At 60.0% G+C, this 18,819-nt stretch carries 15 protein-coding genes; 12 read left to right on the top strand and 3 right to left on the bottom strand.

Annotation, left to right across the window (positions count from 1 at the left end):
• Positions 1 to 288: 288 nt before the first annotated feature.
• The 3 genes from BUA26_RS16550 to BUA26_RS16540 all read right to left on the bottom strand — a co-directional run bounded on the left by BUA26_RS16550 (position 289) and on the right by BUA26_RS16540 (position 3,061).
• Positions 289 to 750, bottom strand: coding sequence for a response regulator (locus BUA26_RS16550; RefSeq protein ID WP_072761950.1), 462 nt, complete (start codon positions 748 to 750; stop codon positions 289 to 291).
• A 109-nt stretch (positions 751 to 859) separates the two neighbouring features.
• Positions 860 to 1,873: a UDP-glucose 4-epimerase GalE gene (galE, locus tag BUA26_RS16545; protein WP_072761949.1), complete on the bottom strand. Its 1,014-nt coding sequence runs from the start codon at positions 1,871 to 1,873 to the stop codon at positions 860 to 862.
• A 12-nt stretch (positions 1,874 to 1,885) separates the two neighbouring features.
• The gene (locus BUA26_RS16540; protein WP_072761948.1) at positions 1,886 to 3,061 is read right to left on the bottom strand and encodes an alkaline phosphatase family protein; all 1,176 of its coding nucleotides are present in this window, start codon (positions 3,059 to 3,061) and stop codon (positions 1,886 to 1,888) included.
• 602 nt (positions 3,062 to 3,663) lie between these two features.
• On the opposite strand from BUA26_RS16540, the gene BUA26_RS16535 reads away from it, so the two are divergent.
• The 12 genes from BUA26_RS16535 (at position 3,664) to asnB (ending at position 18,757) form a co-directional block, all read left to right on the top strand.
• Positions 3,664 to 4,098: a low molecular weight protein-tyrosine-phosphatase gene (locus BUA26_RS16535; RefSeq protein ID WP_072761947.1), complete on the top strand. Its 435-nt coding sequence runs from the start codon at positions 3,664 to 3,666 to the stop codon at positions 4,096 to 4,098.
• A gap of 34 nt (positions 4,099 to 4,132) precedes the next feature.
• The gene (locus BUA26_RS16530; RefSeq protein WP_072761946.1) at positions 4,133 to 6,331 is read left to right on the top strand and encodes a polysaccharide biosynthesis tyrosine autokinase; all 2,199 of its coding nucleotides are present in this window, start codon (positions 4,133 to 4,135) and stop codon (positions 6,329 to 6,331) included.
• Between the two features lie 190 nt (positions 6,332 to 6,521).
• Positions 6,522 to 7,481, top strand: coding sequence for a Gfo/Idh/MocA family protein (locus BUA26_RS16525; protein WP_304442122.1), 960 nt, complete (start codon positions 6,522 to 6,524; stop codon positions 7,479 to 7,481).
• A gap of 12 nt (positions 7,482 to 7,493) precedes the next feature.
• Positions 7,494 to 8,078 (top strand): UDP-2-acetamido-3-amino-2,3-dideoxy-D-glucuronate N-acetyltransferase, encoded by a 585-nt coding sequence (gene wbpD / locus BUA26_RS16520; RefSeq protein WP_072761945.1) that lies wholly within the window; start codon positions 7,494 to 7,496, stop codon positions 8,076 to 8,078.
• Positions 8,075 to 9,169, top strand: coding sequence for a DegT/DnrJ/EryC1/StrS family aminotransferase (locus BUA26_RS16515; RefSeq protein ID WP_072761944.1), 1,095 nt, complete (start codon positions 8,075 to 8,077; stop codon positions 9,167 to 9,169). The genes wbpD and BUA26_RS16515 overlap by 4 nt, the downstream gene beginning before the upstream one ends.
• 22 nt (positions 9,170 to 9,191) lie before the next feature.
• Positions 9,192 to 10,298, top strand: coding sequence for a phosphoenolpyruvate carboxykinase (ATP) (locus BUA26_RS16510; RefSeq protein WP_072761943.1), 1,107 nt, complete (start codon positions 9,192 to 9,194; stop codon positions 10,296 to 10,298).
• Positions 10,295 to 11,599, top strand: coding sequence for a glycosyltransferase (locus BUA26_RS16505; RefSeq protein WP_255368395.1), 1,305 nt, complete (start codon positions 10,295 to 10,297; stop codon positions 11,597 to 11,599). The genes BUA26_RS16510 and BUA26_RS16505 overlap by 4 nt, the downstream gene beginning before the upstream one ends.
• A gap of 37 nt (positions 11,600 to 11,636) precedes the next feature.
• Positions 11,637 to 13,094, top strand: coding sequence for a lipopolysaccharide biosynthesis protein (locus BUA26_RS16500; protein ID WP_255368394.1), 1,458 nt, complete (start codon positions 11,637 to 11,639; stop codon positions 13,092 to 13,094).
• A complete protein-coding gene (locus BUA26_RS16495) occupies positions 13,091 to 14,398 on the top strand; it encodes a glycosyltransferase family protein (RefSeq protein WP_072761941.1) in 1,308 nt (435 codons plus the stop codon). The genes BUA26_RS16500 and BUA26_RS16495 overlap by 4 nt, the downstream gene beginning before the upstream one ends.
• Positions 14,395 to 15,708: a hypothetical protein gene (locus BUA26_RS16490; protein WP_072761940.1), complete on the top strand. Its 1,314-nt coding sequence runs from the start codon at positions 14,395 to 14,397 to the stop codon at positions 15,706 to 15,708. Before BUA26_RS16495 ends, BUA26_RS16490 begins: the two co-directional genes overlap by 4 nt.
• The gene (locus BUA26_RS16485) at positions 15,705 to 16,790 is read left to right on the top strand and encodes a glycosyltransferase family 4 protein (protein WP_072761939.1); all 1,086 of its coding nucleotides are present in this window, start codon (positions 15,705 to 15,707) and stop codon (positions 16,788 to 16,790) included. The genes BUA26_RS16490 and BUA26_RS16485 overlap by 4 nt, the downstream gene beginning before the upstream one ends.
• Positions 16,790 to 18,757 (top strand): asparagine synthase (glutamine-hydrolyzing), encoded by a 1,968-nt coding sequence (gene asnB / locus BUA26_RS16480; RefSeq protein WP_072761938.1) that lies wholly within the window; start codon positions 16,790 to 16,792, stop codon positions 18,755 to 18,757. Before BUA26_RS16485 ends, asnB begins: the two co-directional genes overlap by 1 nt.
• Positions 18,758 to 18,819 lie beyond the last annotated feature (62 nt).

Raw genomic sequence — 18,819 nt, 5'->3', positions numbered from 1 at the left:
CTGCAACTGCTGGCCTATCACGTCGCCGTGCTGCGCGGCACCGACGTCGATCAGCCGCGCAATCTGGCGAAGTCCGTGACGGTGGAATAAAACCGACGAGGAGCGAGTAGAGAGAAGTGAGAAACGAATAAAAGCAATAAAAGCAGCTTACTTCTCCCGCGTTGCGAAGCCTGGACACAAAGACGGATAACGGAAAGATTGGCGGATGGCTTTCGGTCCTCCACTCGTTTCTCACTTCTCTCCACTCACTCCTGCAATTCATCCTGCCGCGATTCCATTGACATGGAATTACGGCTGGCGGCGATTCAGACAAGGGTGAACAGGGCGACCTGCCGAACCTCTGGCCGAATTGCTGAGCGGCGGTTTGCGTTGAGCCGATTTTGCACGCCCCTTCGGGCTAATAGCCGCCAGCAATGCATCGATGCCGAACGGTTTTATCAGGAATTGACTTCGCGCGGGGGCTCCGGAGAACTTTTCCTCCAGAGAATCGGAGGTGAGGATAATGCTGATGGATGGATGTTGCTCGATCGCATGCCTACAGAGATCGGAGCTGGATCCACATCCTGCAATATGCGCATCGGTGATCAGCACATCGACAATTCCGAGGAGATTGAGGGCCGCCTCCGCGACCGTGCTGTCATGTGCCACGCATACCTGGTAACCGCCATACAGCTCGAGCACTTGACGGGTCACATCGAGTGCAATCACGTCGCTATCGACAATGACCGCTGTTTTTATTTTTGATTTCACGACTCTATATCCAGCTGAAGCCCGCAAGGGGCGCGTACGACCTTCGCTCATGAGGTCATGGTGCGCGCCGGCAACAGGCTTGGTATGTCATTCGGTTTCTCCCGAAAATTCATGCCCTGGAAGCCGAAGCCAGCGGCACGGACTTCCGCGCGAGCTGCTTTTCCCACAACAGCGCTGTGCGGACGATGAAATCGAGATCGTCGTACTGCGGCTGCCAGTGCAATTCATGTTTGAGACGATCGCTACGCGCAATCAGCATTGGCGTATCGCCAGCGCGACGTGGCAGCTCGACCACCGACAATGGTTGGCCACTCACGCGTTGCACTGCATCGATAACCTCGCGCACGCTGTAGCCATGGCCATAACCGCAATTGAGCGTCAGCGACCTGCCGCCGCCACGCAGGTGGTCGAGTGCGCGCAAATGCGCCGCGGCCAGATCGTCGACGTGGATATAGTCACGAATTCCGGTGCCATCCGGCGTGTCGTAATCGGTGCCGAAGATCGACAGGTTGGCCCGTTTGCCGACCGCATGCTCGCAGGCGACCTTGATCAGAAGCGTCGCATGGGGCGTGGATTGGCCGATGCGGCCTAGCGGGTCGCAACCGGCGACGTTGAAGTAGCGCAGGGTTATATGCCGCATCGCTCCCGTGGCGCAGAAATCGCGCAGTATCCTCTCTGACATCAGCTTCGATGCGCCGTACGGGTTGATAGGCTGCGTGGGCGTGTCTTCGTCGGCGATGCCGCTATCGGTCACGCCATAGACCGCCGCAGTCGAGGAAAAGATGAATCGCCCCACGCCAGCCGCCGCACAAGAAGCGAGCAGGCTTTGCGTATTGCACGTGTTGTTGCCGTAGTACTTCAGCGGGTCGCTCAGTGATTCCGGCACCACGGTATGCGCGGCGAAATGCAGCACTGCTTCGACATGATGTTTGCGCAGCGTGCGGGCGACCAGCGTGCGATCGCCGACACTGCCGACCACCAGTTCGGCACCACGCACCGCGTCGCGGAAACCGGTACTCAGATTGTCGATGACGACAACGCGCTCGCCGAGTGCGACCAGTTGCTGGACAACATGGCTGCCGATGTAACCGGCGCCACCGGTGACGAGGACGCTGTTGTTCATCACGATGCTCCTTCACGGTCCACGGGGCGGCAACCTGCGTTGAGCCCGCATGTCATGGCCGGCCGTTACCGTGCCTACTGGCTGATTGGTCGATGCCCGCGGAGCGGCGGTAAAGACGTCCGCTCCAAACGGGCGCAAAGGCGATGCGGCGGCATAGCCGAGGTGCGACACACCGAAAATGTCTTCCATCGTGCGCAGCAAGCTGTAATGGTTGTAAGGCGTTGACGATACGGTTCCCGGCTTGATAAACGGCGATAGAAGCACGGTGCCGGTGCGACCGCCGCCGGCACCGGACATGCCCGGCGGAGGACCATTCGGCAGACCCTGCTCGCCACAACACGCCGTAGCGTCGGCACCCTCGTCGAACGTGATGACCAGCAAGCCATCCTGGCGGAATGCGGGCGCGGCAACGATGCGCGGCACCCACCGGCGCAGAAACGCGTCGGCGGAAATCAAGCCTCCCGGCTCACCGCTCCTGCACGGCGCATCGTGACCGTCGTGACATCTGTTCGGCGTGATGAAGATGAAGTTCGGCGTGGTGTCGACGCTTCGCAGATCCTGCGCCAGATGATCGAGATTGACGACGTGCTGCGCGCAATGCGCCGGGTCATCGATGATCGAATGAAAATAGACAAACGGGTTGTGCCAGGTAGCGTACTGGTCCTTCGCACTGGCGTCATCGGTGTGGTCTTGCGCACCGATAGCGACATGCCCGCAGGTAGAGGACTCGCGCGCGGGATCCGCCCCCATGTCTTCCATGTAACCCTTCCAGCTGAGACGCGCCGCGTCGAGCTGATCGGCCAAGGTCTTGACCTTGGCCGGGTAGACGCAACCTTCGCCGAGCACCTGTCCGTTGCCATCCAGCCCGGACGCAGTGCGCTGGAATTCGCTATAGATTTTGCAGTCGCTTTGCGTGGCCGCGTTCGGCGCCTGCCCGCTGATCATCGCAATGTAGTTGTCCAGGCTGTCGTGACCAATGCTGTAGTACTGCGGCAGCAACGCGCCCAGTTTCGGCAACCGGTATGCCAGGTACGGCGCCTGCGAATGTTCGCCGAATGCGACCTCATACGGCTCGTTCTCCAGCACGATCACCATGACATGGCGTACCGGCGCAGGCGCCGCCATTCCCGCAGCGGCATGGCTCTGTATGCACGCCATCAGGAACGCCAGCAAGGGCATCCATGCCATCCCGCGACGCTTCCGTGCAGACGATAAGGGTCGCTCTGCATGCATGTCGTCGGAGCTGCTTGATGGCCTTGTCATCGGTAGTTCCAGCATGCGAAAAACTATCTCGATGCACTGAGACACGTCCGTCGATTGGATCGACCTCGCATGACATCGTCAACCCAACAAGGGTCGCAAGCTCAGGCAACATTCATCCCATCATCCCCACGATCAGGGCAAGCCGGCGTGAATTCACATTCGCCTCACTTCTTCATGGATGCATCACGGCTAATGAATGGATCATTTCGCTGCTGTTCACTGTTTGGCAATTCGAACATGCAATGATCGACGGCCAAATTTCAGTCTGTAGAAACAACGGGACTTGTTTGAGAGATGCGTCGGCATCTATTCGCAGCCGTTGAAACAAAAAAGAAATAGTAGCAAGGCATACAGTCTTCTTATTGTTTACTTATCAACCTTTCTTTTAATTGCGAGGTCATGGATCGTTTGACGGAATGGCTTGGAACTCTCTCCGTGATGCGAGTGGCAGAAATGGAGAAATGCCTCGTTATTTCTTGCGTCGTCGATCGATACGTTGATTCGGGACTCGGGAGCATGTTGGCACCGTGTTTAAACGGATACTCATTGTCTGCATGGGCAATATCTGTCGCAGCCCAACGGCCGAATACCTGTTTCGACAGCGTATGGCGTCGCGCGACATCGAATTCGGCAGTGCCGGACTCGGCGCGCTGGTGGGCAGTCCCATGGATGCGACTGCCCTGCAGTTACTTGCCGAAAGCGGCATCGACGGCACGATGCACCGGGCTCATCAGCTGACGCCTTCCATGCTGCGCGAAGCCGACCTGGTACTTGGCATGGAGAAAAATCATGTTGCCGCCATGATTCAACTCGCCCCCGAAGCTCGCGGCAAAGTCTATTTACTCGATAAATGGTTGCGCGGAAGTGACATCCCTGACCCTTATCGTCAGCAGCGAGCCGCATTCGAACATGTTCACGAGATAATCACGCAGGGTGTCAGTAGCTGGGAGCCCTATTTGTGATTCCCATCTTCCATGTCACGAGTTGACCGTCCCTATGACCGCCACCCAAGACCCCGTGCAGCGCGACGATGAGATTGACCTGAGCGAGCTGCTCGGTACGCTCAATGATCACAAATGGTTGATAGGCACCATCACCGGCATATTTGTCGTGCTCGGCATTGCCTATGCATTGTTGACCACGCCGATCTATCAGGCCACCTCGATAGTGCAGGTGGAACATGAGGTGCCAAATCTGCCTGGGCTGAGCGCGCTGACCCAGACTTTGGAAGCATCCAGCCCCGAGGCCACGACAGAAAGCGCATTGATTACCTCGCGCATGGTGATCGGCGCGGCGGTCGATCAGCTCAATCTCACGGTTGAAAGCCACCCGCAGCGCTTGCCGCTGATCGGCGACTTCATCGCCCGCCACTACGCTTCGAATAACCCCGGCACGGTGTCCCCTCCCCTGTTCGGCATGATTGGCTATGACTGGGGCGGCGCCAAGCTGGACATCTTTCAGCTGGACGTCCCCGATAGCTTGCTGGACAGACCATTGAGCCTGATTGCCGGCGAGGGTGGCGCCTATGTCCTGGTGGACGATAACGACAACGTTCTGGTCATCGGCAAAGCGGGGCAATCCGCCAGCAGTCATGGCGTGACCATCCAGGTCAAGACGCTGATTGCCAATCCGGGCACACACTTCCGTGTCTTTCGTCATCGCCAACTGACCGTGATCAACGGGCTGCAGCAGGCCATCAACGTCAGCGAGCAAGGCAAGGAGTCAGGCATTCTCCAGATGACTTATGACAACGCCGATCCCGTGCTGGCCGCCAACGTGCTCGAACAGGTCGGCGAGCTTTATGTTCGGCAGGACGTGGACCGCAACTCCGCGGAGGCGGCAAACAGCTTGAAGTTTGTCAGAGAGCAACTCCCCAATGTGCGCCGTGATCTGGAGAAGGCCACGGCTGCGCTCAATGCGTACCAGATCCAGGCACATTCGGTCGATATCAGCATGCAGACCCAGGGTCTGCTGGATCAGGAAGTTTCCATCCAGACCAATATCCAGCAGTTGCGCCTGCAGCAGGCGGACATGCAGCGTCAATACACCTCCGAGCATCCGGCCTACAAGGCATTGATGTCGCAGATCGGCCAACTGGAAGGCCAGAAGAACGCGATCGATAAGAAGGTGGGCAGCCTGCCTGATACCCAACAACAGCTATTGAAACTGACCCGCGACGTGCAGGTGAGCAATGACACCTATACCGGGCTTCTCAATCAGGCTCAGCAGCTGGACATAGCCCGCGCAGGCACGGTGGGCAATGTACGCGTCGTCGACAAGGCGGCGGTGGACATCACGCGGCCGGTATGGCCGAAGAAACTCATCGTGGTGCTCGGCGGCGCGCTACTCGGCGGTTTTGTGGCTCTGGTGTACGTCTTCGTCCGGCAGATGCTCAATCGCGGCATCGAGGATCCCGCCGTCATCGAAAAGATCGGTCTGCCCGTATACGCCACCATCCCGGTCAGCCTGCGTGAGCAGGCCCTGCACGGCAAACGTACCCGTGGAAGCAGCAAACAGCATCTGCTGGTCCTGGACGCGCCCGCGGACCTGGCCACCGAAGCCCTGCGAAGTTTGCGCACCAGCCTGCATTTCGCCCGCCTGGAAGCAAAAAACAATGTACTCATGATTTCCGGATCCAGTCCGGATGTCGGCAAGACCTTTGTCTCGGCCAACCTCGCCTCTGTCGTTGCTCAAAGCAACCAGCGCGTGTTGTTGATTGACGGTGACATGCGCATGGGCTCGCTGCACAGGGTCGTCGGCGGCAAAGCCGAAGTCGGCCTTTCCGAACTGATTTCGGGCCAAATCGATCTGGTTGAGGCGGTGCGCCAGATCGGTCCACTGGAAAACCTGCATTTCATCGCTCGCGGCAAGATACCGCCGAACCCTTCCGAGCTGCTGATGAATGCCCGGTTCTCTGCGTTGCTCGATCATTTCAAGCAGATGTTCGATCTGATCATCATCGACACCCCGCCCATTCTGGCGGTGACCGACGCCGCCATCATCGGTCACCACGCCGGCACCGCTCTGCTGGTGGTGCGGTTCGGAGTCAATCAAGCACGCGAAGTCGCCTTGGCCAGGCAACGTTTCGAACAAAACAAGGTCCCGCTCAAAGGTGCCATCTTCAATGCCGTGGAGAGGCGCAGCAGCGGCTACTACTCGTATGCCTATTACGGTGTCGGCAAGCCACCCAGATGAAAGATCCCCGAGCCCGCGGTAACAAGGGAACGGAATCCGACACGGTTCGCTGCAGGCGGCATACGACGAGACATGGTTGTTACCCGCCATGAGAACGAATGGCGCCGGCGGCATCGGCGCTGCAGATCGATCGGCTCAAGTGCAATCAGATGAACGTCGCCCGGATTCACGCAAGACCAGGATAAGTTCCATGCCCAGCTTGAAGAACTTCGCTCTCATCGGTGCTGCCGGCTACATCGCCCCTCGCCACATGCAGGCCATCAAGGCCACCGGCAACCAGTTGCTGGCCGCGTTCGATCCGAATGATTCGGTCGGCATCATCGACAGTCACTTCCCCAGCGCCGACTTTTTCACCGAGTTCGAGCGCTTCGATCGGCATGTCGACCTGCGCCGGCGCGCCGGCAATGGTGGCCAGATCGATTACGTTTCCATCTGCTCGCCAAATTATCTGCATGACTCGCACATGCGCTTCGCCCTGCGTTCCGGCGCCCACGCGATTTGCGAGAAACCGCTGGTGCTCAATCCGTGGAACATCGACGGGTTGCTGGAAATCGAGCGGGAGACGGGCAAAAGCATCAATACTATCCTGCAGCTGCGCCTGCACCCGGCGATCATCGCCTTGCGCGACAAGGTTCGAAGCGAGCACGGCGACAGCAAGCACGAGGTGGACCTCGCTTACGTCACTTCGCGTGGCCACTGGTACCTGCAGAGCTGGAAGGGTGATCCGAAAAAATCCGGCGGCATAGCCACCAATATCGGCGTGCATTTCTTCGACATGCTGCATTACATCTTCGGCGCGCTGCAGATCAATGTGGTGCACCTGTCCAGCGACACCAAGGCCGCCGGCTACCTGGAATACGAGAATGCCCGCGTGCGTTGGTTCCTGTCGGTGGATGTCGAAGATGTGCCAGCCGCGCAACGCGAAAGCGGCCAGCGTACTTATCGGTCGATCACGGTGGACGGCGAGGAGATCGAGTTTTCCGGCGGTTTCACCGACCTGCACAACCGCAGCTACGAGGAGATACTCGCCGGCCGCGGTTTCCGCTTGGAAGAAAACCGCACCGCCATCGAAACCGTGGCGGCGATCCGCAATGGCAAGGCTGTCCCCTTTGCGGGTGACGGCCATCCGTTCCTGAAACGACAAGCCTGAAGAGCGAGCAGCATGGACTATTACCAACACCCTTCCGCCATTATCGACGACGGCGCCCAGATCGGAGCAGGCTCGCGCGTATGGCACTTCGTGCATGTCTGCGGCGGTGCCCGCATCGGCAGGGAGGTGTCGCTCGGGCAGAATGTATTTGTCGGCAACAAAGTGGTCATCGGAGATCATTGCAAGATCCAGAACAACGTGTCGGTGTACGACAACGTGACGCTGGAGGAAGGTGTCTTCTGCGGCCCCAGCATGGTGTTCACCAACGTCTACAACCCGCGCTCGCTGATCAAGCGCAAGGACGAGTATCGCGACACCGTGGTCGGCAAGGGTGCCACTCTAGGCGCGAACTGCACCATCATTTGTGGTGTCACCATCGGCGAATTCGCCTTCGTGGGAGCCGGCGCCGTGGTCAATCGCGACGTGCCGGCCTATGCGCTGATGGCCGGCGTGCCGGCACGGCAAATCGGCTGGATGAGCGAGTTCGGCGAACAGCTGAACCTGCCGCTGGAAGGGCACGCCGAGGTGGTCTGCGCGCACACCGGTGCACGCTATGTGTTGAGCGGTCACTCGCTGCACAAGGAGGTTGCCGGGTGATCGACTTCATCGACCTCAAGACCCAGCAAGCCCGTATCAAGGATCGCCTCGACGCGGGAATTGCCCGCGTACTGGCGCATGGCCAATTCATTCTTGGTCCTGAAGTGGGCGAGCTCGAGGAAAAACTGGCCGCCTACGCCGGCGTGACGCATTGCGTATCGGTGGCCAACGGCACCGATGCCTTGCAGATCGCCCAGATGGCACTGGGTATCGGTCAAGGCGACGAGGTGATCACGCCGGGCTTCAGCTATATCGCCACCGCCGAAACCACGGCCCTGCTCGGTGCCAGGCCCGTATACGTCGACATCGATCCGCGCACTTACAATCTGGACCCTGCGTTGCTGGAGGCGGCCATCACGCCACGCACCAAGGCGATCATCCCGGTCTCGCTGTATGGCCAGTGCGCCGACTTCGACGCCATCAACACCATCGCCGCAAGGCATGGCATTCCCGTCATCGAGGATGCGGCTCAGAGTTTCGGCGCAGTCTACAAAGACCGCAAAAGCTGCAATCTCAGCAGCGTCGCATGCACCAGTTTCTTTCCCAGCAAACCGCTGGGTTGCTATGGCGACGGGGGGGCGATCTTCACCAACGATGCCGAGCTGGCCAAGATCATGCGCCAGATCGCCCGCCACGGTCAGGATCGCCGCTATCACCATGTCCGCATAGGCGTGAACAGTCGTCTCGACACTCTGCAAGCGGCCATACTTCTGGCCAAGCTCGACATTCTCGACGACGAAATGGCTCTCCGCCAGAAGGTGGCGCAGACCTATGGCCGGCTACTCGCCGAGATCGACGGTGTCGTCGTACCCATGATAGAACCGCGCAACACCAGCACATGGGCCCAGTACACCGTGCGGGTGGATGATCGCGATGCCGTACAGGCCCACCTGAAGGAGGTCGGAGTTCCGACGGCGGTGCACTACCCGATTCCCCTCAACAGGCAGCCCGCCCTGGCCGACGGAAGCGTGCACCTGAAAGTGGGTGATCAGGCAGCGGAACAAGTCATGAGTCTGCCGATGTCCCCTTATCTCGATGCGAGTCAACTGGATTTCATCGTGGCGTCGCTGGCTTCGCGCGTGTCCCTCTGAAGATGCCGCCGGACTCGCCTGCATGAAAAAACTTATCTTCGGAAGATGCTATTCATTCTCCAGCGAAGCAAATCAACAGGCTTTGCTTGCCGAATGCCTGGCGCTGTATGCGGATGCCGGAAGTATCGAGCCGGAGGTCGAGATACGCATCGTGCAGGCAATTTCAAAACGCAGCCCGTCGTCCATCAATCCCAAGGCGCACAGGAAATTCGGGCATGGCATGCTGACGTCATTTCCAGCGGTCGACGTGTATTGGGGCTGGTCAGGCGGCGGGTGCCTGGAAATCGAAGTCGCGCTCAAGATTCGTCACGGCATAAAACATCAAATACAGAAATTGCTGTCCATCGAATACGCGAGCGACGTCGAATCATTCGAGCAGATACTGCACGAATTCGTGCTGGTTCCCTCGGCGTATTTCTTCAATGACGTCGCACCGATACATGCGGCATGCGTGACGGTGGATGGCAACGCCTGCTTATTGGCGGGGACAGGCGGGGCCGGAAAATCGGCGGCCATGCTGGCGCTTCGGCAAAATGAAAAGGTCGGTTTCGTCAGCGACGATATCGTCATCGTATCTGCGACGACTTTGCACGCTTACGCCAATATGGCGTGGCCGAAGATCTATGGCTACAACTGCGCAGGAAATGCGTTGAAAGGCGAAATACTCGCAGGGCGCGGATGGATCGACAAAGCCCACTTCAACATAAAGAGCTGGATGAATTCCGCCAGCGTACGCAGAAAAATCCGGCCAGACCGTCTCTATCATCACGTCGAATCGACGTCGGTCCCTCTTTCCCGTCTGTATTACGCGGTCCGGGAGGATGTTCCCGATATCCGCGTGACCCATCTTGGCGTTCCGAGTGCGGTCGAGATGACGATCGACGTCATCAGGGCGGAATACAGCATTTTTCATGACCATCTTTATTGGGAGCAATACAACGCAGCGGCAACTGGCACGACGGCCATGTTGACCATGGAAGGAGTGATTGCAAACTGGCGACTTGTCCTGTCGAAGTGCCTTGCCGGCGTCGCCTGCTTCAGGGTGAGCATTCCTTTCGACATGGATCAAGCCGTCTACCGGAACAGCATGGTCGGCATCCTCGTCGCCGGCGCGGTCACACAGCCGTGAAGATCGCCATGCTTACCAATGCTTATCCCTACTATCCCGGTGAGCAATTCATCGAGGATGAGATCGCATTCTGGGCGAACAATCCAGCCGCCAGCGTGACATTGTTGCCGACCGTAGCCACCGGAAAGCCCAGGTCCTTACCCGATGGAGTATCGGTCGACCTGGGCATGGCAAGCGGCACGAGAGTTGGTCGATTCTGGTTCATATGGGTTGCGCTGTTCTCCACGATATTCCGTCGTGAGCTGATCCATCTATGGCGATCGCGGAGGGTGGGTGCTTACACCGCGCTGCGCGCCCTGCTGCATACCTCCAAGGTCCTTGAACAGGCGAGGTGCCTGGAGCAATACGCCAAGGCCAATGGCAAGATCGATGTGGCGTATTGCTATTGGAACGAAGCTCAGTCCTATGCCGCGCTGCTGGCCAAGGCGAGAGGATCGGTGCGAAAAGTCGTATCCAGGGCACATGGCTTTGACTTGTACGAGATGCGCCGAAAGCATGAATACATGCCGCTCAAGCGGCAATTCATCCACGCCTATGACAGGATATTTGCGCTGTCTGATGAGGGTCGGGCCTACCTGGAAGATACGTACGGCGCCCCATCTGAAAATATAAAAATCAGCTCTCTGGGTGTGCCACTGACCAGCACACTGTCGCGGCCGAGCCCCGCCGGCTCTTTGCATGTCGTCTCGGTTTCATTTTGCGTACCTGTAAAACGCCTGGATCGAATCATCGACGCGCTGAGCCTGTTTTCCCACCAGCACGCTCAGATAAAGACCACTTGGACCCACATCGGCACTGGCCCCCTCTTCGACGAGGTCAGGGAGCTTGCACGCGTGCGGCTGGCCCATATAAGCAATTTGTCTTTTGAATTTCTTGGCGATATGCCCAACCAGGTGGTCAAGACGTATTACCTGAATACACCCGTCGACCTATTCATGAATACGAGCGAGTCGGAGGGCATGGGGGTCTCCATCATGGAGGCTATGAGCGCCGGCGTACCTGCGCTGGCACCCGATGTGGGTGGCGTTTCCAGCCTGGTGTCCAACGAGTGTGGTGCGCTGCTGAGCCCATCCCCGAGCACTCAGGAGATTGCGGCGGCCATCGGCAGGGTTGCGCTTGAAGATGAGGGACACGCCTTGCGCATGCAGGCTCGCAAGGTGATCGAGGAACGCTTCAATTCCGCCAGAACATACCGGGATTTCGTTGCTGAGGTCCTGGCCTTGGGGGCGAATGCGGAGGCAGGTCAGACTGGTGGATTACCGCCGAAGGGAAGATCGGACCACGCCGATGCTCGGACATGAGCACTGCCATGCAAATCAGATCTGAAAGGTTTGGCTGGTGAATATAAAAACCGTTTTGGCGTTTGCATTTGGCCCTATCACTACCGCCGGACTTGGCCTGGTGACGGTGCCGGTGATTGCCTGGATCTTTCCCCCCGCCGATGTCGGCCGCCTGAACATCGTGCAGATCGCCGTGTCTTTCGGCGTATTGCTGTTCAACCTCGGCCTCGATCGCGCCTACGTGCGGGAGTACCACGAATGGTCGGACCGCGGAGCATTGCTCAAAGCCTGCTTTGTCCCGGGGTTCGCAGTGATGTTGCTGGCATTCCTAATCACCGTACCGTTCGACGAGCGCATTGCGACGTGGCTATTCGGCGTGGAACACGTCGTTTATTACTGGCTCCTGGTTGCTTGTGTGATCGTAAGTTTCATCTCCCGATTTCTTTCACTTATTTTGCGCATGCAGGATCGCGGCCTCGCATTCTCCATGAGCCAGATTCTGCCAAAGGTAGTTCTCTTGCTGGTGGTTGGCGTGCTGGCGGTGCCGATCTTTTCCAAATCGTTTGGTCAACTGGAAGTGGCGTACCTTGTTTCCCTGATGTCGGTATTGCTCATTTACACCTGGAATACCTGGCGTGAATGGCAACCCGCCTTGCAGGCGCCCCTTTCGGGCGACCAAGTCCGCGGATTGCTCAGCTACGGCGTACCCCTGATCTTCGCTGGCGTGGCCTACTGGGGGCTCGATGCCACCAGCACGCTCGCTTTGCGCTGGCTGTCCAGCCTTTCAGAGTTGGCGGTCTATTCGGTCTCGATGAGCTTCGCCGGTGTGGGCGTGGTCTTTCAGACGATCTTCACCGTGCTATGGGCGCCACTCGTCTACAAATGGGTGGCACGCGGCGTGGATATGCGGCGAGTTGACCATATTGCCCAGCAAGCCTTGGCTGTGGTCTGTGCCATCTGGGTGCTGAGCGGAGTCTTTTCATGGCTGACCGACTTTGTGCTGCCACCGCGTTACATCCAGGTGAAGTACCTGATGCTGTGTTGCATCGGCGAGCCGTTGCTCTACACGCTCTCCGAAGTGACTTGCGTAGGCATCGGGATAACGCGCCGATCCATGTTGTCGCTGTGGTCGACTGTCGCGGCGCTGATTGTCAACGTCGCCATCAGCGTATGGCTGGTGCCCACTTACGGCGCGGCCGGTGCCGTCGTGGCCAACGCGATCGCCTTCCTCGCTTTTTTTGTGGCCCGGACTGAAGCATCGGCATACGTCTGGCGGCCCTTTCCCCGGGCGCGGCTCTATCTGTTCGTCACCGGCCTGGTGGGACTTTCCATCGCGACGCTGGTATTCGGTCCGGGTGCTCCGATCCATTTCAGTTTTGTCTGGCTGGCGATGCTGCCAGTCGTCATCTGGTGCTTCCGTGCCGAGTGGACCGGCATGTATCGATCGCTGCGCTCGGCGATCAAGACAGAGAACATCTATCCGGAATCCGAGGGAAGACCAGGTGCCGTGCCATGAGCGAAGCGACTTCCCCGAAGAAGATCAACTTGTTTGTCTTTGCAGCCCATCATCTGTCCAGCAATATTGCCGCGCAGCGATTCAAGGGCTTGCTGAAATATCTTGATCCCGCGAAATACCGGGTGTTCGTCTTCGCGCGGCAGCCCGCAGCGGAGACGACCACGGCCGCCGCGCCTTCGGACGCGGACATCCATATCTATCCGCTGCCCGGGCATTGCGTGGGCAGCGAGTCTCCCCCGGCGGCCTCGCTGCTGATCCTGGCGGCGGCCTTCATGCGTCCGCTGCCATTCATGCTGGCCAATGCCAATGACAGGGCGGCCAGTGCGGACACCCGCCCGTGGCTCGTCCACGCCCTTGCCGAGGCCGACCGGTTGTGTTCCGAAAAGCTGGCCGCGGGCGAGTCATGCGTGGCCATCGGCACCTATTCGCCGGTCGATGCCCTGATCGCCGCAGCCAGTCTTGCCAGCAAATACCGCATCGGCTGCCTGCAAGATTTCCGGGACGGACTTGTTTTCGAACCGCTGGGCAAGCGAGGCTGGCTGCGCGAGTGGATGCGCAAGCTGATCGAGCGGCGGGTAGTGGCCACCGCCAATTTGATCACATCCGTTAGCCATCCCCTGGTCCATGATTTTCAACAGCGTTACCCGTACAAGGTCACGGCAATGCTGCCCAACGGTTACGATCCGACCGACTTTGCTTCGCTCGGCAAAGATGCCGCCGACGACACTCGCGCCGCCGCCATCCTCGCCCGGCACGTGCCGGCCGGTGCGCTGCTGATAGGACACTTCGGGCGCATAGGCGCCAGTGATGGATCGGCGTCGAAGAGCCTCGACTACCTGGTCGACACACTGAACGAATCCGCCGAAGTCGCTGCGGACAAGCACGTGATGTTTGTCGGCGAGCTGACCAAATCCGAACTGGCTTCGCTCGAGCGCGCCAGGTTCTCCTTCAGCGTGCTCGGGCAGCTCGAGCGCACGCTGGCGCTGCGACTCATGAAACGCTGCGACAAATTGCTGCTGCTGACCGGCTCGCGCGCGAGCTGTGCCACCGGAAAGCTGTTTGAATACCTCGCTACCGGGGCGGATATCGTCTGCATTTCCGGAGTGCGCAACGAAGCAACCGCCATCCTCGCCGAAACAGGAGCAGGGCAAACCCTGCTGACCGGCCAGGGAGTGTCTGGAGGCGATGCGCTGCGGAAAGCGCTATCGCCCTCCACCGACGCACACCGTGACATAGCCGCCTATAGCAAAGTCGTGCAGGCCGAGAAACTCGGCCAGTGGATTTCGAAGATGGTGCAGACATGAATCCCGGTAGCGATCCATCGCTGGCGCCTTCGGTGCGGGAGCCCCTGCCCTCGCTGTCTGGCGCGACAAGGTATCGGCTTACCGTACGCCACATGTTCCTGGGCGCGGCTTTCCTTCTGCTGCTGCTTGCCGTCGTCATACCCAATTCGTTACCCATCCCTACCGCGGTTGCCATGGGGCTGGCTTTCCTGCTGGCGCTGCCGGGACTGCGCATCGGTTCCGGTTTCAGAAATCTGCTGATGCTGTACGCCTGCACGGTGGTCATCACGGTTGTCTACATGGTCGTAGGCACCATGCACGATGCACCGCAGATCGCCATCGCTCAGGTATTTGCGATCTACATCCTTTCGCCCCTGGTGTGGATGATCATTGCCGCTGGCCTGCTGAGACGGCTGGGAGCCGATCGGTTGATCGACTGGTTTGCCCTGCTCAGCCTCCTGTGCACCCTCAGTGTCGCCTTGTTCTTCTATCTCTACCTCAGGCATGGCGCGGCGGCTGTCGCCTTCTTCTTCGAAGGGGCCAATGTCAATTTGCAGGAAGGCTTTTCCGGCGCGACCATGCATGTCTATGGTTCGTTGATCTTCCTGTGCGGAGGCTTCTTCAGCTCGCCCGAACTCATCAAGAACCGGCTGTTGCGATTTGTGTTGCTGGCGGCACTGCTGGTCTGTGCGCTGACTTCCGGCCGCACGGCTCTGATCCTCGCGGTGCCGCTAGGCTGGATTCTTGGCCTGATGCTGGTGTCGCGCACGACGGGCAGCACGCGAAGATCGCCGATCACCCGTATCATTCTTTATGGCTTGCCCATGCTGATTGCCGTGGCGGCCGCGCTCATCCTGCTGCAGGCCTACACGCAGATCAGCTTGTCGAGGGTGTTCGACGCCGTTTCGACGAAGCTCGCTTCGGGCGGCGGCAGCGCCCGCTCCGAGATGAGCCATTCGCTGTTTGCCGGCATTCTCGACAACGATGGCCTTGGCGCCGGTCACGGTGTCGGTGTCGGGTTTATCAGCGACCCTATCCATCCCTGGCGCTATGAAGTGGTGTGGCTGGCCACAGCCTACCGGGTCGGATTGCTGGGCGCACTGATCTATGCGTTGCCGTTCCTGATCTATATGGCCTCCGTGCTCCGGATGGCATATAGCCGCCGCCTTCCGCCCCGGCACAAGTTCATGTTCTGCGGCTTTGTCTGCGCCTTCCTCGCCGCCAATACGAACCCGTATATCGAAGCCTTCGCCTTCCAGTGGATGTACGTCATCCCTCTGGTGGCGCTGTTTATCGAAAACCCGGCGAGTTTGAGGAAGGTGCCGGAATGAAGCGTCTCAAGGTACTGCTGTTTTCGAGATATTCCCGACTGGGCCCCAGCTCGCGGCTGCGCAGCCTGCAGTATCTGCCCTTGCTGCAGGATCTCGGGATCGATGTACAAGTGCATACGCTGTTTCCGGACGCCTATCTCGAAGAGCTATATGGAAACCGCCCCGGAGCCGCCCGTTATCTGGCATGGCAATACTGCAGCCAGCGGTTCATGCAGCTCTTGCGTCGCGACGAGCACGACCTCGCCTGGATCGAGGGCGAGCTTTTCCCCTACCTGCCGCATTGGATCGAGTCGGTGCTGGCGCGCTCCGCCAAGCCGTACGTTGTCGATTACGACGACGCGCTGTTCCACAAGTACGACCTGTCGCCGAATCCGCTGGTGCGGCGCATGCTGGGACGCAAGATCGATCAGGTGATGCGCGGCGCCGCTTGTGTGATCGCCGGCAATCACTATCTGGCCGCACGCGCTTCGCAGGCAGGTGCGGCACGAATCGAGATCATTCCGACGGTGGTCGACGAAAAACGCTATGCAGTGGTGGACCATGCGGACGACAAGCAGCCGGTCATCGGCTGGATCGGTTCGCCCGCCACGGAAGACTACGTCCTGGACAACCGCGAAGTGCTCGAGCAGGTCTGTGCCAGACACAAGGCGCACCTGCTGCTGGTCGGGCCGCGGACGGAGATCGCGGACCAGTTCGGAAGCGTCGTGCCTGAGGTGGCGGCATGGTCCGAGGACAGCGAAGCCGCCATGATCGCGCGCATGGACATCGGCATCATGCCGTTGCGCGATGGCCCATGGGAACGCGGCAAGTGCGGTTACAAGATCATCCAGTACATGGCGTGCGGATTGCCTGTGGTCGCCTCGACGGTCGGCGCGAACATCGATATCGTGCGCCACGGCGAGAACGGCTTTCTGGCGGAGGGGACGGCCGCATGGCGGGAGGGTCTTGAGCAGCTGATCCTGAGTCGGCCTTTGCGCACGCGCATGGGCCGGGCGGGCCGCGCGCGCGTCGAGAGCGAATACAGCGTGGCCGTGCAGGCGCCGCGCCTGGCGAATGTGCTGCACAGCGCGGGGCAACACTGATGTGTGGCCTGGCCGGCTTCTGGCAGCTGCACGGCGATGCACAAGACACGCTGCTGCAACAGGTGCAGGCGATGTCGGCGCAGCTGACCCATCGTGGCCCCGACGACAGTGGCTTATGGTGCGATGAGTCGACTGGGGTCGCACTGGCGCAGCGACGGCTGTCCATCCTCGACCTTTCGCCCGCCGGTCACCAGCCCATGCACTCCGCCTGCGGCCGATATGTCATCGTGTTCAACGGCGAAATCTACAACCATCTCGATCTGCGCGAACGCCTGCTCGCGGAAGGTACCGCTCCGGCGTGGCGCGGCCATTCGGACACCGAGACCTTGCTGGCCTGCTTCGTCGCCTGGGGCATCGAGCGAACCTTGCAGGCCAGTGTCGGCATGTTTGCGTTCGCATTGTGGGATCGCCGGCAGCGGGTGCTCACGCTGGCACGCGATCGCCTGGGCGAGAAGCCGCTGTACTACGCCTGGCAGGGCGATACCATGCTGTTCGGCTCGGAGCTCAAGGCGCTGAAGGCGCATGCGGTTTTCCGCGCGGACATCGATCGCGATGCGTTGGCGCTGCTGCTGCGTCACGACTGCATTCCCGCGCCGTATTCCATATATCGCGGCGTTTTCAAGCTGCGCCCGGGGCACCTGCTGCACATTTCCGCCGATGCGCCAAGGGACGCGCAACCCGTACCGTACTGGCGCTACAACGACGCGGTCAGCGCAGGCCTGGGCAACCCGCTCCATGGCACGGATGCCGAGGCAATCGATGCGCTCGAGGCGCAGCTGAGCGCCAGCATCGGCGCACAGATGCTGTCCGACGTGCCGCTGGGCGCGTTTCTCAGTGGCGGCATCGACAGCAGCACGATCGTGGCATTGATGCAGGCGCGCAGTGCTCGGCCCATCAAGACCTTCACCATGGGATTCGGCGAGAACGGCTACGACGAGGCCATGCACGCCAAGGCCGTGGCCAGACACCTCGGCACCGAGCACACCGAATTGTATGTGCGCCCCGAGGATGCGCTCGCGGTCATTCCGCGGCTGCCCTCGATCTACTGCGAGCCGTTCGGCGACAGCTCGCAGATCCCGACCTTCCTGATCAGCCAGCTGACCCGTCGCCAGGTGACGGTGGCGCTGAGCGGCGATGGTGGCGATGAACTGTTCGGCGGTTACAACCGCTATCTGGGGGCCCGTACGACCTGGGAGCGAATGCAGCGCCTGCCGTCGTTTGCACGACAAGCCGGCGCCGGCGCATTGCGCGCCATGTCGCCGGCGGCATGGAATCGATGGTTCGAACGCGTCAAGCCGCTGTTGCCGAAACGATGGCACCTGGCGACGCCAGGCGACAAGGCACAGAAGCTGGCCGACGTACTCACGCTGTCGAGCGGCCATGCCTTTTTTCTCAACCTCGCCAGCCAGTGGAAAGACCCCGGCAGCATCGTGATCGGCGCGCACGAGCCCATGACCTTGTTGACCGATCCGGCAGCGTGGCCGCACACCGACAGCCTGGCCCAGTGGATGATGGCGATGGACGCGCAGAGCTACCTGCCCGACGACATTCTGGTAAAGGTCGATCGCGCCGCGATGGCCAACAGCCTGGAGACCCGCGTACCGATGCTCGATCATCGCGTAGTGGAACTGGCATGGCGCATACCTTTGCACCAGAAGATCCGCGACGGCGAGGGAAAATGGCTGTTGCGCCAGCTGCTGTATCGACATGTGCCCAGGGAGCTGATCGAGCGACCCAAGATGGGCTTCGGCATCCCGCTGGACAGCTGGTTGCGCGGACCATTACGTGATTGGGCGGAAGCCTTGCTCGACGAGAATCGCTTGCGCCGGGAAGGCTATTTCCACCCGGCGCCGATCCGGCAGAAATGGAAGGAGCACCTGAGCGGCCGGCACAACTGGCAGCATCGGTTATGGACGGTGCTCATGTTCCAGGCATGGCTGGAGGAAAGCCGGCGGGGGTCTTCGTGACGGGTTCGCATACATCCACGACCTGCCCTGCTGTTCGCGGGCGGCATCGTGCACACGCGGCT

It is taken from the genome of Rhodanobacter sp. OK091 (assembly GCF_900142825.1).
Classification (GTDB): Bacteria; Pseudomonadota; Gammaproteobacteria; order Xanthomonadales; family Rhodanobacteraceae; genus Rhodanobacter.
Note: the sequence above shows the minus strand (reverse complement) of the source record. Positions and strands in the feature narration are given on the sequence as shown.